Source organism: Myxococcota bacterium, from assembly GCA_035498015.1.
GTDB lineage: Bacteria > Myxococcota_A > UBA9160 > SZUA-336 > SZUA-336 > VGRW01.
The window spans coordinates 15,010-30,032 of record DATKAO010000217.1 but is presented as its reverse complement, the minus strand read 5'-3'; the positions used below and the strand labels follow the sequence as shown (position 1 = coordinate 30,032).

General features: G+C 70.1%; 14 protein-coding genes. 8 read left to right on the top strand and 6 right to left on the bottom strand.

The features are described from left to right. Positions 1–46: 46 nt before the first annotated feature. Entirely contained in the window at positions 47–1,705 is a 1,659-nt protein-coding gene (locus VMR86_19140) for an alkaline phosphatase PhoX (GenBank protein HTO09175.1), read from the bottom strand. Between the two features lie 152 nt (positions 1,706–1,857). Next, the gene (locus VMR86_19135) at positions 1,858–2,430 is read right to left on the bottom strand and encodes a hypothetical protein (protein HTO09174.1); all 573 of its coding nucleotides are present in this window, start codon (positions 2,428–2,430) and stop codon (positions 1,858–1,860) included. 149 nt (positions 2,431–2,579) lie between these two features. Between VMR86_19135 and VMR86_19130 the strand changes: the two genes are divergently transcribed. Then, the gene (locus tag VMR86_19130; protein HTO09173.1) at positions 2,580–3,224 is read left to right on the top strand and encodes a GNAT family N-acetyltransferase; all 645 of its coding nucleotides are present in this window, start codon (positions 2,580–2,582) and stop codon (positions 3,222–3,224) included. A gap of 19 nt (positions 3,225–3,243) precedes the next feature. On the opposite strand, the gene VMR86_19125 is transcribed toward VMR86_19130, so the two are convergent. Genes VMR86_19125 through VMR86_19110 form a run of 4 tightly spaced genes read right to left on the bottom strand, consistent with a single transcriptional unit; the run spans position 3,244 to position 6,639 of the window. Further along, positions 3,244–4,029 carry an alpha/beta hydrolase gene (locus tag VMR86_19125; GenBank protein ID HTO09172.1) on the bottom strand — a complete coding sequence of 262 codons (786 nt, stop codon included), beginning with the start codon at positions 4,027–4,029 and terminating at the stop codon, positions 3,244–3,246. After that, positions 4,026–5,279, bottom strand: coding sequence for an LLM class flavin-dependent oxidoreductase (locus VMR86_19120; GenBank protein ID HTO09171.1), 1,254 nt, complete (start codon positions 5,277–5,279; stop codon positions 4,026–4,028). The genes VMR86_19125 and VMR86_19120 overlap by 4 nt, the downstream gene beginning before the upstream one ends. Continuing rightward, positions 5,276–5,863 carry a TetR/AcrR family transcriptional regulator gene (locus VMR86_19115; GenBank protein ID HTO09170.1) on the bottom strand — a complete coding sequence of 196 codons (588 nt, stop codon included), beginning with the start codon at positions 5,861–5,863 and terminating at the stop codon, positions 5,276–5,278. Before VMR86_19115 ends, VMR86_19120 begins: the two co-directional genes overlap by 4 nt. Further along, the gene (locus tag VMR86_19110) at positions 5,860–6,639 is read right to left on the bottom strand and encodes an enoyl-CoA hydratase-related protein (GenBank protein ID HTO09169.1); all 780 of its coding nucleotides are present in this window, start codon (positions 6,637–6,639) and stop codon (positions 5,860–5,862) included. The genes VMR86_19115 and VMR86_19110 overlap by 4 nt, the downstream gene beginning before the upstream one ends. 84 nt (positions 6,640–6,723) lie before the next feature. On the opposite strand from VMR86_19110, the gene VMR86_19105 reads away from it, so the two are divergent. The 7 genes from VMR86_19105 (at position 6,724) to VMR86_19075 (ending at position 15,000) form a co-directional block, all read left to right on the top strand. Beyond that, entirely contained in the window at positions 6,724–7,500 is a 777-nt protein-coding gene (locus VMR86_19105) for an SDR family oxidoreductase (protein ID HTO09168.1), read from the top strand. Beyond that, positions 7,497–8,489: a phosphotransferase gene (locus VMR86_19100; GenBank protein HTO09167.1), complete on the top strand. Its 993-nt coding sequence runs from the start codon at positions 7,497–7,499 to the stop codon at positions 8,487–8,489. The genes VMR86_19105 and VMR86_19100 overlap by 4 nt, the downstream gene beginning before the upstream one ends. A 9-nt stretch (positions 8,490–8,498) precedes the next feature. Continuing rightward, on the top strand, positions 8,499–9,401 hold the full coding sequence (gene gcvA / locus VMR86_19095; protein ID HTO09166.1) for a transcriptional regulator GcvA: 903 nt from the start codon (positions 8,499–8,501) through the stop codon (positions 9,399–9,401). A gap of 39 nt (positions 9,402–9,440) precedes the next feature. Beyond that, complete coding sequence (locus VMR86_19090) at positions 9,441–10,463, top strand: alcohol dehydrogenase catalytic domain-containing protein (GenBank protein HTO09165.1); 1,023 nt, start codon at positions 9,441–9,443, stop codon at positions 10,461–10,463. A 21-nt stretch (positions 10,464–10,484) separates the two neighbouring features. Further along, positions 10,485–11,801, top strand: a complete 1,317-nt coding sequence (locus tag VMR86_19085) for an MFS transporter (GenBank protein ID HTO09164.1) — start codon at positions 10,485–10,487, stop codon at positions 11,799–11,801. A gap of 16 nt (positions 11,802–11,817) precedes the next feature. Beyond that, positions 11,818–14,283, top strand: a complete 2,466-nt coding sequence (locus VMR86_19080; GenBank protein ID HTO09163.1) for a mechanosensitive ion channel domain-containing protein — start codon at positions 11,818–11,820, stop codon at positions 14,281–14,283. 102 nt (positions 14,284–14,385) lie between these two features. Continuing rightward, positions 14,386–15,000, top strand: coding sequence for a TetR/AcrR family transcriptional regulator (locus VMR86_19075; GenBank protein ID HTO09162.1), 615 nt, complete (start codon positions 14,386–14,388; stop codon positions 14,998–15,000). Positions 15,001–15,023: the final 23 nt, after the last annotated feature.

Sequence of the window (15,023 nt, the reverse complement as noted above, 5' to 3'; positions counted from 1 at the left end):
GAGACCACCGCCCGGAGGAGGGTGAGTCCTCCGGGCGGTCTCGGTGCTAGTTGCCGTCGAAGAGCGCGAAGAACGGGCGAGCCGGGACGACTTCCCAGGTGTAGTTGTCGCCGTGCTGCTGCGTGTAGAACACGCGCCAGCCCGCGACGAACGGGATCGGGAGCTTCGCGCCCAGGATGCCGTTCACGCCGGGGTCGCCGTCCGAGACGTGGAAGCCCGTGATCTCGTTGTCGTCCTCGTTCTGGAAGCCGTGGCCCGCGTCGGCGAGCGAGGCGTCCAGCGTCGACGAGGCGTCGCGGCCCTGCGCCAGGATGCGCGTCGGCAGCGCGCCCTGCGAGAAGTCGGTGCGCACGTCGAACAGATAGGCGGAGTCGAGCCCGTTGCGCGCCTGGTGCACGCCGGCGCCCGCGTCCTCGACGAACACGATGCCGTTGGGAGTCAGGAAGTTGCAGTTGTCGAGGCCCGTGTGAGCCACGTCGCCGTTGTAGAAGATCGACAGCGTGCCCGTGTCGGCGTTGGGGCGGGTCAGCGAAAGCCGGAAGATCCCGCCGAAGCCGCCGAAGTCGGAGCCGGCCTCGGTCTGCACGTTCGTGTCACCGGTCTCCGAGAAGAAGAACTGCGTGAACTTCGAGCCCGGGCGGAAGACGCCGTTCTCGGGGCGCTTGAACGGAGTGCCGCCCGCCGCCTTGGCCAGATCGTTGGCGTTGAAGTCACCCGTGCCGTCGGTCGCGTTGTCGTGGATCGTGATGAACTTGGTGCGGAACACCTTCCCGTAGGTGTGTTCGTCCTTGACGTCCTGAGACAGGATGTCGGCGTCGGCCTGGCCCGGGTGGAACACGATCGGCTGGCCGGGGTTGGCGAGTGACTGCAGCTGCAGCACCTGCAGCTTGCCACCCTTGGTGAGGTCGCGCGGGTCCTTGGGCACGAAGCGGTACACGAAGCTGTTGGGCTGCTTGGCGTGCTTGTTCAGCGCGCCCGCGGCGCCGCTCTGGTCCTCGACGAGCCACACGTTTCCGTTCGCGTCGTTCTGGATGCCCTCGTAGCCCGCGTGACCGAAGGCGAAGGTCAGGTTCACCACGCTGGAGGGCACGCCGAGCGTGGCCTGGTAGACGCTGGGCGCGCCGGCGTCCTCGGTCGTGAACAGCAGCCGCTGCGCGAACGGGTTCCAGGTCGAGCCGTCGATGGTCGAGATGGGGTTGCCGTCGGTGTCGTGGTCGGCGAGCAGCGTGACCCGGTGCGCGCCGTCGGCGTCGAGATTGATGCGCGAGATGAAGCTCAGTGCGCGGTCGGCGCTGTCCGTGACCGAGAGCTCGTGACCCTGGAACAGGAAGTGGTGCCCGTAGTCGTAGTTCGGGTCCGCACCCTGCACGTGGTCCAGCACGAGATAGGTGTTCTTGTCGGGCTCGGTCTTGGTGGCCTCGACGTTGTGCGTGTCGGACTGCACGTCCCCGGCCAGCGGCAGCATGGGGCCGTCGCCGTCGTAGCCGTAGAACGGGTTGTTCGAGGTCGGGTTCTCGAGCGCATTCGAGCCCTGAGCCGCGATGGTCTCGGTCAGCTCGACGGACAGCACGTTCGGCCGCGCCTCACCGTTGACGCGCGTGTTTGCGCTGGGAACGGGAGTGAGTCCGTTCGCCGACGCGCCCAATGAGAGCGCGCTCACCGAGCCGACGACGAGCGCAGCTCGAACCCATGGATTCGTTCGCATGTGACATGTCTCCTTTGCGCCGTCCGGCATGGACGGCCCCGCTAGGACGACTCGGGCCATGTCGAATCGCGCACGCAGGCGTCGGAGTGCGCGGCGATTCGATGGTGAGATCGTGTCGGCCGGTGAGCGCGATCACTCACCGGCGCTGCGGGTCAGCGCGCGAGTCTCTTCCGCGCGCCGGCGAGCGCGGCCAGCCCGAGTCCGACCAGCCCCGCGAGCGCGGGCTCGGGAGCCAGTGACTGTACCTGGATCACGCTCGTGAGCTCTCCGGAGTCGGAGACCAGCCGGAACGCGATCTCGGGCGTGCTCCACGCGCCGAGCGCGAACGGCACGTCCGTGAGCGCGGGCGAGGAGAGCGCGCTGCGATTGCTGTCGGCGAGCACGAGGCCGAACCCCGCTTGCGGGTTCGCGCCTACCACGCCGGAGACTGCGTTCAGCACGGTCAGCGCCTGGAACACGTCGTTGTAGGGCGCGTCGGCGGGCGCCCAGTCGGCGGTGAGGATCTCGATACCCGCGAGTGACGAAAACGAGTAGCTGCCCGCGTCGATGTGCATGGCGGCGAGCGGCGCCGCGAGCTCCCAGGTCCCGAACTGCGCATCGAGCGAGCTGGGGGGCGCCGTGCGCTCGAAAGTCAGCGTGCCGGAGACCGCGGTCCCCGGGTGAACCGAGCCGTCGGAGATTCCGTCGGGGTCATCGGCCTCGAGCACCACCCCCGCGAAGCTCACGGTGACTGGCGCGGCGTGCGCCGGCGCGGCCCACGCGGCCGCCCACGCACCCAGGACCCCCGCGATTGCCCACCGGAGACGCATCTCGCGCGATGATCTCGCGGGCTGAGGGCAAAACACAACTTGGATTTTCGGGATAAGCTCTGCTCATGACGGTGCGCATCGTCGACGGCACCAAGGACCACGCGGCGTTCGTCGCCTGGGTCTGTCTCGCGGCCGCGCGCTCCCAGCTTCCGCGCGGCTTCTGGGACTTCTACTTGGACTATCCCGAGCGCAACTGCCTGCGCTATCTCGAGCTGCTCGCCGCGACGGCCCAGCCGCACATGTTCCACCATTCCTGCTTCGTGGTCGCCGAGGTCGACGGCAGGCCTGCGGCGGCGCTGTGCGGCTACTTCGAAGACGAGCTGACCTACGCGATCCTGGGCCAGGCCATGGCCGAGGTCGACGAGAGACTCGGCCGCACGCCCGAAGAGGGCCAGGCCGGAATGGCGCGCAACGCGACCTTCTTCACGGTCACCCCCGAGCACCCACCGCGCACGTGGATCGTGGAGAACGTGGCCACGCTACCCGAGTTCCGCCGCCGCGGCCTGGTCGACGAGCTGCTCGGAGTCATTCTCGAACGCGGGCGTGCGCGCGGCGCGGCGCTCACGGACATCGGCCTGTTCATCGGCAACGACCCCGCGCAGGCCGCCTACGAGAAGGTCGGCTTCCGCATGGTGAGCGAGAAGCGAAGCCCCGAGCTCGAGCGCACCTGGGGCTCACCGGGCCTGCGGCTCCTGCGCCGGGCGCTCTAGGCGGGCAGCGAGATACTGCTCAGACCAGCTTCGCCGCCGCCTCCGGCGCATCGAAGTCCAGCGCATGCCCCGCTCCGGCCACGATTTGCAGGTCGGTCGCGCTCGGGAGTCTCTGGGCCCAGCGTTTGGCGTAGCTCGCGGGCAGGAGCCGGTCTTCGGCGCCCCACACCAGCTTCACCGGACAGGTGACCCGGTGCAGCCGCTTGGACAGGCCGAGCTGGCCCAAGGGCCAGAGCAGGCGCGCGGCGGCTTCGACCGCGCGGGTCTGTACGATCGTCCACTCGATCTGGTCTTCGGACGACAGGCCGGCGGGCGGAGTGAGTCGCGCCTTCGCGTACTCGGCGGGCTTGGCCGAGAGCAGGGGCGCGATCTCGGGCGCGCGGCGCGCCCAGGGGTCGGCCGGCGGCTCGGTCTCGTCGTAGAGGCCGAAGGGCGCGATCAGCACCAGGCTCTTCACGCTCTGGCGCGAGAATGCGGCCAGCTCGGCGGCCAGCATGCCGCCGATCGAGTGAGCCACGAGGTCCTTGCCCTCGAGGCCCGAGGCCTCGAGCAGGTCGAGCATGCAGATCACCCAGTCGGGGAGTGTGTCGAGCTGCTTGTGCAAAAGGCCGCCGCCCGGGAAGCCGGGCAGCGAGGGCACGATCACGCGCCGGCGCTCGGCCAGGCCGTCGAGGAACGGGCTCCACTCGACCAGCCCGCCCAGGCCGGCGAGATAGCCCAAAGGCTCGCCCTTGCCCTTCTCCCAGATCCGGATCGACTCACCGCCGAGCTTGATCGTGCGCTCGATGACTCCACCGGTGGTCATCGCACCACCACGGCGCGCGGATCGGAGCGGTCCTCGCGCGCCAGGGGCTTGGGCCACCAGTGGTCTTCCCACTGGTCCTCGAACAGGCCCCGAAGCTGCGGCGCGACGCGCTTGGCGAAGAGCTCGGTGTTGTAGAACGCCAGGTCCTTCTTCATGTTGCCGTACTGCAAGAGCAGCATGAGCTGGCCGACGTTCATGTTGACCGCCACTTCGCGCAGCTTCTCCGCGACCTCGTCGGGGCTGCCGATGATCACGTAGCCCTTCTCGACGATCTCCTCGAACGAGGGCTGTCCGAAGGCTTGTGCGTCGGTGGCCTTGTTCGCCGCGGCCACGACCTGTGACTGCACGCGCGCGCGGATCGTGGCCTCGCTCGAGTAACCCGCGGGGTTCGCGTAGCGCGCGTCGACGTGCAGGCAGCGGTTGAAGAAGTACTCGGCGGACTCGCGGTACAGCTCGAGCGCCTCCTTGTGCGTCTCGGCCACGCCCACGAACTGCAGGAAGCCGGCGCGGAAGGGGTTCTTGTCCTTGCCGAGCCGCGCCATCTCGTCCCAGAAGCCCTGCATGGTGGCCAGGCCGAGCTTGTACCCGAAGTAACTCAGGTAGGCGTACACGTAGTCCATCTCGGCGCACCAGCGCCAGGTCTCGATCGAGCCGCCGCCCGGGATCCAGACCGGAGGGTGCGGCTTCTGCACCGGCTTGGGCCAGGTGTTCACGTAGCGCAGCTGCTGGTAGCGGCCGTTCCAGGCGAACGTGCCGGGATCGGTCCAGGCCTTGATCACCAGGTCGTGCGCCTCGAGATACTTCTCGCGTAGCTGACTCGGGTTCTGGCCGTAGGCGTAGCAGGTGTCCATGGGCGTGCCGACCGGGAATCCGGCCACGAGCCGGCCGCCCGAGATGCAGTCGAGCATCGCGAACTCCTCCGCGACGCGAGTGGGCGGGTTGTAGAGCGCCAGTGAGTTGCCCATGACCACGATCGCGGCGTCGCGCGTGCGGCGCGCGAGGGAGGCGGCGATGAGGTTGGGCGAGGGCATGAGCCCGTAGGCGTTCTGGTGGTGCTCGTTCACGCACACGCCGTCGAAGCCGATCTCGGCCGCGAACTCGAGCTCGTCCATGAAGTCGTTGTACATGCCGTGCGCCTTGGCCGGGTCGAACAGCTTCGAGTCGATGTCGACCCACACCGACGCGTGCTTCTTGGTGAAGTCGTCGGGCAGATCGGTGTAAGGCATGAGATGAAACCAGAGCAGCTTCATGGGAGTGCCTTTCCGGGGACCGCACGTCCCGCCAGGGTGTAGAGTGACTCGCGCAGGAGCGCCCGCGCGCGCGGCAAGCCGAGACGCTCGTCGAAGAACGACGAGGTCGAGAGCCCGACGATCATCGCGTAGGCCGACTCCGCGGCGTCCTCGGGCGTCGCGCCCGCGCGGCAGCCGCAGGCCGCGAACAGGTGCGCGAGCCAGCCCTTCACGATCCGGTCGAACTGCGCCTTGGTGGCGTGCAGATCCTTGTCGTGCACGGCCAGGCCGAAGAACTCGAGCGTGATGCCCAGGTCGTTCTTCTCCAGGAGCTTCCCGCCGAAGAAGTAGTGGGCCACGCCGTCGAGCCGGTCCGGGGGCGGCAGCCGGTCCAGCCCGGCCAGGCCCTCCATGATCTGCGCGGTCACGGTCTCGAAGCAGGCGTTGAGCACCTCTTCCTTGTCCTTGAAGTAGTAGAGCAAGTGACTCGGGGTCATGTGCGCCGCGCGCGCAACTTCGGCCAGGCTGGTCGCCGCGAAGCCGCGCGCGAGCATGCGTTCGCACAGCGCCGCGACGATGCGCTCGCGCCGGCTCTTCTGAGTCACTTGCCTTTCCAATTGGGCTTCCTCTTCTCCGCGAACGCCTTCGGCCCCTCGACGAAGTCGTCGCTGTAGGTCATCTCGTGGATCGCCTCGTACTGCGAGTTGTCCATCGCGTGTCGGAGGTCCGCGATGTCGAGGCTCTGCATGACCGTCTCCTTGCTGGCGCGCACCGACAGCGGCGAGCACTCCAGGATCTGGTCCGCCCAGGCGCGCGCGCGCTTCATGAGCTCGTCGTGCGGCGAGACGTCGGTCACGAAGCCGAGCTCCTTGCCTTCCTGCGCGCTCACGCGCCGGCCGGTGAGAATCATGCCCATGGCCTGCTTCAGCGGCACCATGCGCGGCAGCCGCTGCAAGCCGCCCGCCAGCGCCGCCAGACCCACGCGCGGCTCGGGCAGCGCGAACACCGCCTTGTCCGACGCGATGATCAGGTCGCACGCCAGCGCGATCTCGAAGCCGCCGCCCATCGCCACGCCGTTCACCGCCGCGATGATCGGCTTGTTCAGCGTGTAGCGCGCAGTGAGTCCGCCGAAGCCCGTGCGCGGCTGGTGCCCCATGTCTCCGCCGCCCGCCTGGTACTTCAGGTCGTTACCCGCCGAGAACGCGCGGTCGCCGGCGCCGGTCATGATGCCGATCCAGAGCTTCGGGTCGTGCTCGAACTCGTCCCACGCCGCCGCCAGCTCGCGGTTCGCCGGCGGGTGGAGCGCGTTCATCACGTCGGGCCGGTTCATCGTGACGATGAAGATGTGTCCGTCGCGCTCGGTCTTGCAGAATTCCGGCATCCCTTCCTCCAGGTTTTCGCAGCGGATTTGAAGGGCATTCTACATCCGCGTTCGGGTAGGATGCCGGGCCCCAGGGAGACGCGAATGAAGCTCGACGAGCTGTTTTCGGTGAAAGGCAAGGTCGCCCTCGTGACGGGCGGCACGCGCGGAATCGGCCGGATGATCGCGCGCGGCTTCGTCGAGAACGGCGCGCGCACCTACGTGTGCTCGCGCAAGAAGGACGCATGTGAGGAGGCCGAGCGCGAGCTCGGAAAGCTCGGCGAGTGCAAGGCGTTCGCGGTCGACCTCGCCACAACGGAAGGCATTGCGCAGATCGTGCGCGAGCTCTCGGCGCGCGAGAGCGCGCTGCACGTCCTGGTGAACAACGCCGGCGCGAACTGGGGCGCGGAGCTCGACGTGTTTCCCGAATCGGGCTGGGACAAGGTCATGGACCTGAACCTGAAGTCGATCTTCTTCCTGACTCGCGACCTGTTGCCGCTCCTGCGCAAGGCAGGTACTCACTCCGATCCGGCGCGCGTGATCAACATCGGCTCGATCGACGGCCTGCACGTGCCCATCCTGGAGACCTACGCGTATTCGGCCGCGAAGGCGGCGCTGCACCACATGACCCGCGTGCTGGCGCGCAAGCTGGCGCCGCAGCACATCACGGTGAACGCGATCGCGCCGGGACCGTTCGAGAGCCAGATGATGAAGGCCACGCTCGACCGCTTTGGCGAGATGATCAAGAAGCAGAACCCGCGCGGCCGCATCGGCGAGCCGGAAGACATGGCCGGCGCGGCGATCTACCTGGCCTCGCGCGCGGGCTCGTACGTGACCGGCGCGGTGATTCCCGTCGACGGCGGGAGCGTGACCACGATTTGACCCCGCTCACCGACGCGGGCCTGCCCGCGTGGCTCGAGGCCCTGGGCGTGCTGCGCGCCGCGGGCGCGCGCGTGGCAGCCGCGGGCGACGGCAACATCAATTGGGTCCGGCGAGTCACCGCGGCCGACGGCACGCGCGTGGTGGTGAAGCAGGCCCGGCCCGCGCTCGAGCGCTTCCCGCAGTACCGGGTCGACACGCAGCGCATCGTGTACGAGGCGCGCTACGGCGAGGTGCTGCGGCGGCTGGTGCCCGGCCAGGCGCGGCTCCTGCCGCGCGTGCTCCGCTTCGTGGAAGAGGACCGCGCGCTGGTCATGGAAGACGTGAGTCCCGCCGAGAGACTCGACGCGCTGTTCGATTCGGGCCGCGCCTCGCCCGACACGCTGTTCGCGCTGGGCGAGTTTCTCGGCGCCGTGCACCGCACCACCGCGGCCGAGGCGCCGCTGCTCGCGCCGCGCTTCCAGAACGACGAGATGCGGCGGCTCCACGGCGAACACGTGTTCGCCCTGCCCTTCGCGCCCAACGACTTCCCGATCGAGCCGCGCCTGCGCGTGCTGGCCGACGCCGCGCTGGCCCGGCCCGGCGTGCGCGAGCGCATCGCCGAGCTGCGCACGAGATACTACGACTCGCGCGAGTCACTCTGTCACGGCGACGTGCAGGCCGGCAACGTGCTGGTCCAGAACGGCCGCCCCCGGCTGCTCGACGCCGAGATCGCCCACGTGGGCGACCCGGCCTTCGACCTGGGCACGGCCTTCGCCCACGTGCACGTGCAGCGGGTCCGGGCCCGCGACACAGATCTGTGTGAAGCCTGCGAGAAGGCCCTGGTCGACGGCTACGCGCCCGAGCGGGCGGTCCTGGCGCGGGCCCGGCGCTATGCCGGCGTGGAGGTCCTGCGCCGGGCGATCGGCGCCGCGCGCCTGCTCGTGCTCGGAACCACGGCGCGGGCCGAGCGCGCGCTCGAATTGGGTGCCGCTCTCGTCGCAGGCGAGTAACATCATGGCATGCCGCGGGACCTCCCCCCGACCGCGTCGCTCCGCGCTTTTTCGCGCTCTGCCCACGGGCTGTCCTTCAAGCGCGCCGCCGCCGAGCTGCACCTCTCGCCCTCGGCGCTTTCGCGTCAGATCCAGGGCCTGGAGGCGCACCTGGGGGTGAAGCTGTTCCGCCGGCTGAACCCCGGCCTCGAGCTCACCGACGAGGGCCAGCGCTATCTGGCCGTGGTCGATGCGGTGCTCGAGCAGCTGTTCGCGGCCCAGGACGCGCTCGCGCCCGAGGCGCGGCCGCTGCGCGTCTCGACGCTGCAGTCATTCAGCGAGAGCTGGCTGGTGCCGAACCTCGCCGACTTCGAGCGCGCCAGCCCCGGCACGCGCGTCGAGATCGAGGCCACGCTGCGCTACGCCGACTTCGCGCGCGAGCCGGTCGACGTGGCGATCCGCTTCGGCCGCGGCCCCTGGCACGGCCTGCACAGCGAGCCGCTGGTCGAATTGCGCTTCTTCCCGGTCGCGAGCCCCGCGCTCGCGGCCGGCGAGCCCGGTCTGCGCGAGCCCGCCGACCTGGCGCGGCACACGCTGATCCACAGCCAGCAGACGCCCGGCGCATGGCGCGCCTGGCTGCGCGCGGCGGGCGTGCCCGAGCTCGAGCCGCGGCGCAACGTGACTTACGACCACGTGGCGCTCGCGCTCGCGGCGGCCGAGTCGAGTCAGGGCGTGGCGCTCTCCACGCCGATCCTGTGCGGCCGGCGCATCGCCGAGGGCAAGCTCGTGCGCCCGTTCGCGATCTCGCTGCTCTCCGACGAGACCTATCACTTCGTGTGCCGGCCCGGCGACCTTCACGACCCGCGCATCGGCGCCTTCCGGCGCTGGCTCTTCGACCGGCTTGCAGCAGACGCAACCGCCTTTCCGCAATGAGCGTTTGCGGGGACTTGGAGTGAGTGCCAGGGTCGGGGCATGCGACAGCTCACCTGCCTTGCGGCCGGCGTTCTCGAGTGGCGTGACGTTCCGGAGCCCCGGCTCCAGGCCGACTGCGAGGCGCTGGTGCGACCGCTCGCCGTCGCGCGCTGCGACATCGACCGCTTCCTGGTCTCGGGCACGTTCCCGATCCGCGAGCCGTTCGCGCTGGGCCACGAGTGCGTGGCCGAGATCGTGGCACTGGGCGACGCGGTGCGGGGGCTCTCGCTCGGGCAGCGTGCCGTCCTCTCCTTCCAGGTGAGCTGCGGGCGCTGCGGCCGCTGCCGCGCCGGCCAGAGCGCGCTGTGCGAGCGCATGCCCGTCCTGTCGGACTACGGCATGCAGCCGCTCTCGGGCGTGGAGTACGGCGGCGTGCTCTCGGACCTGGTCCGCGTGCCGTTCGCCGAAGCCATGCTGTGTCCGATCTCGCCGCACATCGACCCGGTGGCGCTGGCCAGCGTGGCCGACAACGTGCCGGACGGCTGGCGCGCCGTGGCTCCGCACCTGCGCGCGCGCCCCGGCGCCGAGGTGCTCGTGGTGAGTCACGGCACTCCGAGCATCCCGCTCTACGCGGCGCAGGCGGCGCTCGTGCTGGGCGCGGGCGCGGTGCACTTCGCTTGCGCCGAGCGCGAGTCACTCGAGCTCGCGGCCAAGCTCGGCGCGCGGCCGATCGAGACCGACTTCGCCGACAAGCCGGGGCGTTTCCCGATCGTGGTCGACGCGGGACTCACGCAGCCGGGCCTCGCGTACGCGCTGCGCGCGACCGAGCCCGAAGGCACCTACCAGTCCGTCTCGTTCTACCCGGGGCCGCCGGTGCCGCTGCCGCTCGGGCGCATGTACACGCTGGGCATCCGCTGCGCGATCGGCCGCTGTCACGCCGCGGCGCTGCTGCCGGAGGTGGTGGCGGCGATCGAATCCGGGCGGCTGCGCCCGCAGGAGGTCACCACGCGCGTGGTCGGCTGGAGCGACGTGCGCGAGGCCTGGCCGGAGCCGGCCATCAAGCTCGTCGCGCGGCGCGACTGACCTGCTAAGCTGCGCCTCCCGATGGTGGAGGCGAGCGAGGCGGTCCCTGCAGTTTCCGACGAGGCGCCGCCGGCCGCAGCCTCGCTCGAGGCCGCCTTCGAGGCCGAGGTGCGGCGCAACCTGCGCCGCAACTATCTGGCGCACCTGTGCCACGGGCTGTTCGGCCAGACCGGCTTCCGCCTGGTGACTGCGCCGACCTTCATTCCCGACTACATCTACGCCATCTCGGGCGGGTCGGCGGTGTGGGTGGGCGTCGCGCGCTCCGCGCAGTCACTCGGCCAGTGTCTCTCGCCGCTGTTCTCCGCCACCGTCATCGAGCACCGCCGCAAGGTGCTGCCCATGGCCCTGCGCGTGGGCAACCTGGTGCGCGCGCAGGTGCTGGGCATGGCGCTCGCGGGCTTCTTCCTCGGCTCGGGCCAGAACCTGATCGCGGTGTGCATCTTCCTGGGCCTGTTCGGCTTCTTCATGGGCGTGCAGGGCGTCACCTTCAACTTCCTGATGGCCAAGGTGATCCCGGTCGACGTGCGCGGCCGGCTCTCGGGTCTGCGCAACGCGCTGGCGGGGATCACGTCCTCGGCCGTCGGGTATCTCGCGGGCGCCTACTTCGTGCAGAACAACGTGCTCGGGAACGGCTACGCCACGACCTTCCTGGTGGCCTTCGGGCTGACCGAGCTCGGGCTGTTGATGATGATGTTCATCCGCGAGCCCGAGTCACCCGCGGTGCGCGAGCGCACCGGCGTGATCGCGCGCCTGCGCGACCTGCCGGAGCTCTTGCGCGCCGACCCGAACTTCGGCGCGTATCTCCTGGCCTGCGTGCTCGGCAGCCTGGGACGCGTCGCCATGCCCTACTACGTGCTGTCGGCGGGTCACCGGCTGCACATCGGCGGCACCGAGCTCGGCGAGCTCACGGCCGCGTTCCTGCTCTCCTCGACCGTGCTCAACCTGTTCTGGGGCACGGTCGCCGACCGCATGGGCTTCCGCGCCGTGTTCCTGGGCGCGCTCGGGCTCTGGATCCTGGGCACGCTCGCGCTCTTCGGCACCTCGAGCTACGCGGGTCTCATGGGCGCGATGGTGGCCGTGGGCACGGGCTCGGGCGGCTTCGTGATGGGCCAGCAGAACCTGGTGCTCGAGTTCGGCCGGCGCGAAGACCTGCCGCTGCGCATCGGCGCGGCCAACTCCACGACCGAAGCCATGGGCGTGATCGCGCCGCTGGCCGGAGGAGTCATCGCGACCGCGCTCTCGTTCGAGGCGGTGTTCGCCTGCGCGATCGCCTTCAAGCTGGCGGCCGCCGCGGTGGTGCTCCTGCGGCTGCGCGAGCCGCGCACGGCGCGGCCCTGACGTTAGACTCCGGGGTGTGTCGATCGCGCGGGCGCTGACCCGATTCGCCGCCGCCGCCTGGCTCACCACCTGGCTCGGCGGAGCCGCGCTGTCCGCGCGGGCCGACGTGGTCCCGCCCCCGCCCTCGCCCGCGCCGCTGCCGGGCGAAGCCGCCGCCCCCGCCCCGCCGGCCGAGGTGATTCCCGCGCCCGAGATCGTGAGTCGCGCCGAGGACGCCAAGAACCTGGTGCGGCGCATCCACGACCAGAACACCGAGGGCCCGCTGCAGCAGGAGATCGCGGAGCGGCTGCCCGAGACCTCGGCGCGGCTGCGCGAGCGCACGGCGCGCGCCGACGCGCTGCTCGAAGCCTCGCCCACGCTCGACGCGCTGAACGACCTCGACAACGAGTGGCGCTCGCGCCTCGACCGGCTGCGGACCTGGCGCCTGGGACTGACCCGCATCGCGCAGCAGATCGAGGCCGACCTGCGCGTGCTGCAGGGCGAGCGCGAGCTGTGGGAGCGCACGCGCGACGCGCCCGAGGCCGCGGGGCTGCCGCCGGCCACGCGCGAGCGCATCTCCGACACACTCTCCATGGTGAGCGGCGCGGAGCGCCGGCTGAAGGACCAGCGCAGCCAGGCGCTCACGCTGCAGGACGAGGTCGCGAGCGAAGAGCTCGTGGTGAGCTCGATGGTCGACCGCATCGCGCGGCAGCGCGGCGACCAGAGCAAGCACCTGTTCGAGCGCGACGCGCCGCCACTGTGGAGCTCCGAGGCGTGGGCGCCGTCCGGCGACCCCGCGTTCGTACCCGAGAGAGTGCGCGCCGCGGTCGAGCGCAAGCTCGACCTGTTGCGCGAGTTCCTCACGCTCTCGGTCGCGCGCGTGCAGGTCGAGCTCACGATCTTCGCGGTGGCACTCACGCTGCTGTTGCTGGCGCGCCGGCGAGTCACCCGCTCGCCCGCGGCCGCGGACCCGGCCCTGCAAATGCCCACGCGCATCTTCGAGCGCCCGATCTCGGCCGCGCTGGTGGTGGCGATCAGCTCGACCTTCTGGCTCATGCCGCGCTCGCCCGGGGTGCTGTCCGAGGTCGAGGCGCTCACCCTGCTGATCCCCGTGCTGCGCCTGCTTCCGCCCGAGCTGGTCGGCGGCCTGCGCGCGGGGCTGATCGGGCTGGCCACGCTGTTCTTCCTGGGCTCGATCCGCGGGCTGCTCTCGGCCTCGCCCACCGTCGAGCGCTTCCTCATGCTGCCGGAGACGATCGGCACGATCTGGCTGCTCGCCTGGGTGCTGCGCAAGGACCACGCGGACCGGCTGCGCGGGGTCGGGCTGTTCGGCCCGGTGGCCGTGCCGGTGTCTCGCGTGGCCCTGGCCGTGTGTCTCGGGGCGGCCGCCGCCAACCTGTTCGGCCAGATCCAGCTCTCGCGCGTGCTCTTGCGCGGCGTGCTCGTGACCATCTACGCCGGCATCGCGATCTACGCGCTGGTGCGCTTCGCGACCGGCGTGGTGACGGCCGCGCTGCGCAGTGACTTTGCGCGCAAGCTGCAGTCGGTGCGCGATCACGGCGAGCTGATGCGCCACCGAATCAACGGCCTGCAGCGCTGGGTCGGGCTCTTGTTGTGGGTCGGCACCTCGCTGCGCGCGATGGGGCTCGAGCCCAGCGTGCGCAGCGCGCTGGTCGTCATGTTCCAGGCGCGGCTCGAGGTCGGCACGGTGTCGGTCAGCCTCGGCAACGTGGTGGCGTTCTTCCTCGCGATCTGGCTCTCGGCGCAGATCTCGCGCTTCCTGCGCTTCTTCCTCGACGAGGACGTGCTGCCGCACGTGTCACTGCCGCGCGGCGTGCCGGCGGCCATCTCGACCGGCGTCCACTACACGATCCTGGCGGGCGGCTTCGTGATCGCGATCGGGGCGGCGGGCATCGACCTGTCGAAGTTCGGCCTGATCGCCGGCGCGCTGGGCGTGGGTATCGGCTTCGGCCTGCAGAACGTGGTCAACAACTTCGTGTCGGGTCTGATCCTGCTGTTCGAGAGACCCGTGCAGACCGGCGACCAGATCGACATCGGGCCGATCTCGGGCGAGGTGAAGCGTATCGGCATCCGCTCCAGCACGGTGCGCACCGGCGAAGGCGCCGACGTGATCGTGCCCAACGCCACGCTGATCTCCGAGAGACTGGTGAACTGGACTTTCTCGGACCGCACGCGGCGCTTCGACCTCGAGCTCACCGTGGGCGCCGGCTCCGACGCCAACAAGGTGATTGCGATCCTGCTCGAGACCTCCCGCGGCCGCTCCGAGGTGCTGTCACTGCCCGAGCCGGTGGCGCTGTTCACGCGCTTCGCGGACGGAGGCGGGCTCGTGTTCCAGCTCCAGATCTGGTGCCGCGTGGAGATCGGCTCGCGGGTGCGCAGCGAGCTCCTGGTGGCGCTGCTCGAGGCGCTGCGCGGGGCGGGCATCGAGATCCCGTTTCCGCAGCGCGAAGTGCACCTGCGCGTGGAGTCCCGCAGCGAGTAACTCGCCCGGTCCGGCCGGTCAGGGTTTCTTGAAACTCCCTGCGGCGGCGTGGTAATGAGAACTCGTTCTACGCTCCGCATACGTTCCACACAGGAAGGAAACATGCAGCCGAACGCCGCCGAGAGACCCCCGCGCCGCTCCCGTGCCGAATCCAAGGAAGCCACCAAGCAGTCGCTCTTGTACGCGGGGCTGATCGAGCTCGTGGAGCGCGGCCTCGACGCGCCGAGCCTCGACGCGATCTGCGCGCGGGCAGGCTACACGCGGGGCGCGTTCTACGTGCACTTCAAGGACCGCGAAGACTTCTTCGTCGCGGTCATGGACTGGGCGTTGACCGGCATTCTGACCAGCGTGGTCGGCGCCAACGGAGACACCGACCTGAGGACGGCCGTCGACCGCTTCACGGGCTACATGGTGCACCGCGAGTGGCCGGTGGTGGGCAAGTACCCGATCGCCACGCACCGCCTGTCGGAGGCGATCTGCCGCTCGGAGCAGCTGAAGGAGCGCTGGGGCGAGGTGTTTCGGAAGATCACCGAGGGCCTCGCGCAGCTGGTCGTGCGCGCGCAGGAAAAGGGCGAGGTGAAGAAGAGCCTCGATCCGGTGCGCGCCGCGGAGAGCATCGTGACGCTCGGTGTCGGCGCGATGCACCTGCAGGACACGGGTGTCGTCTTCCCGCAGGCGCAGATGACCGCATCCGTCCTGGCACTCCTGGAAGCCTGATTCCGCGCCTCTAACCTGCTCTG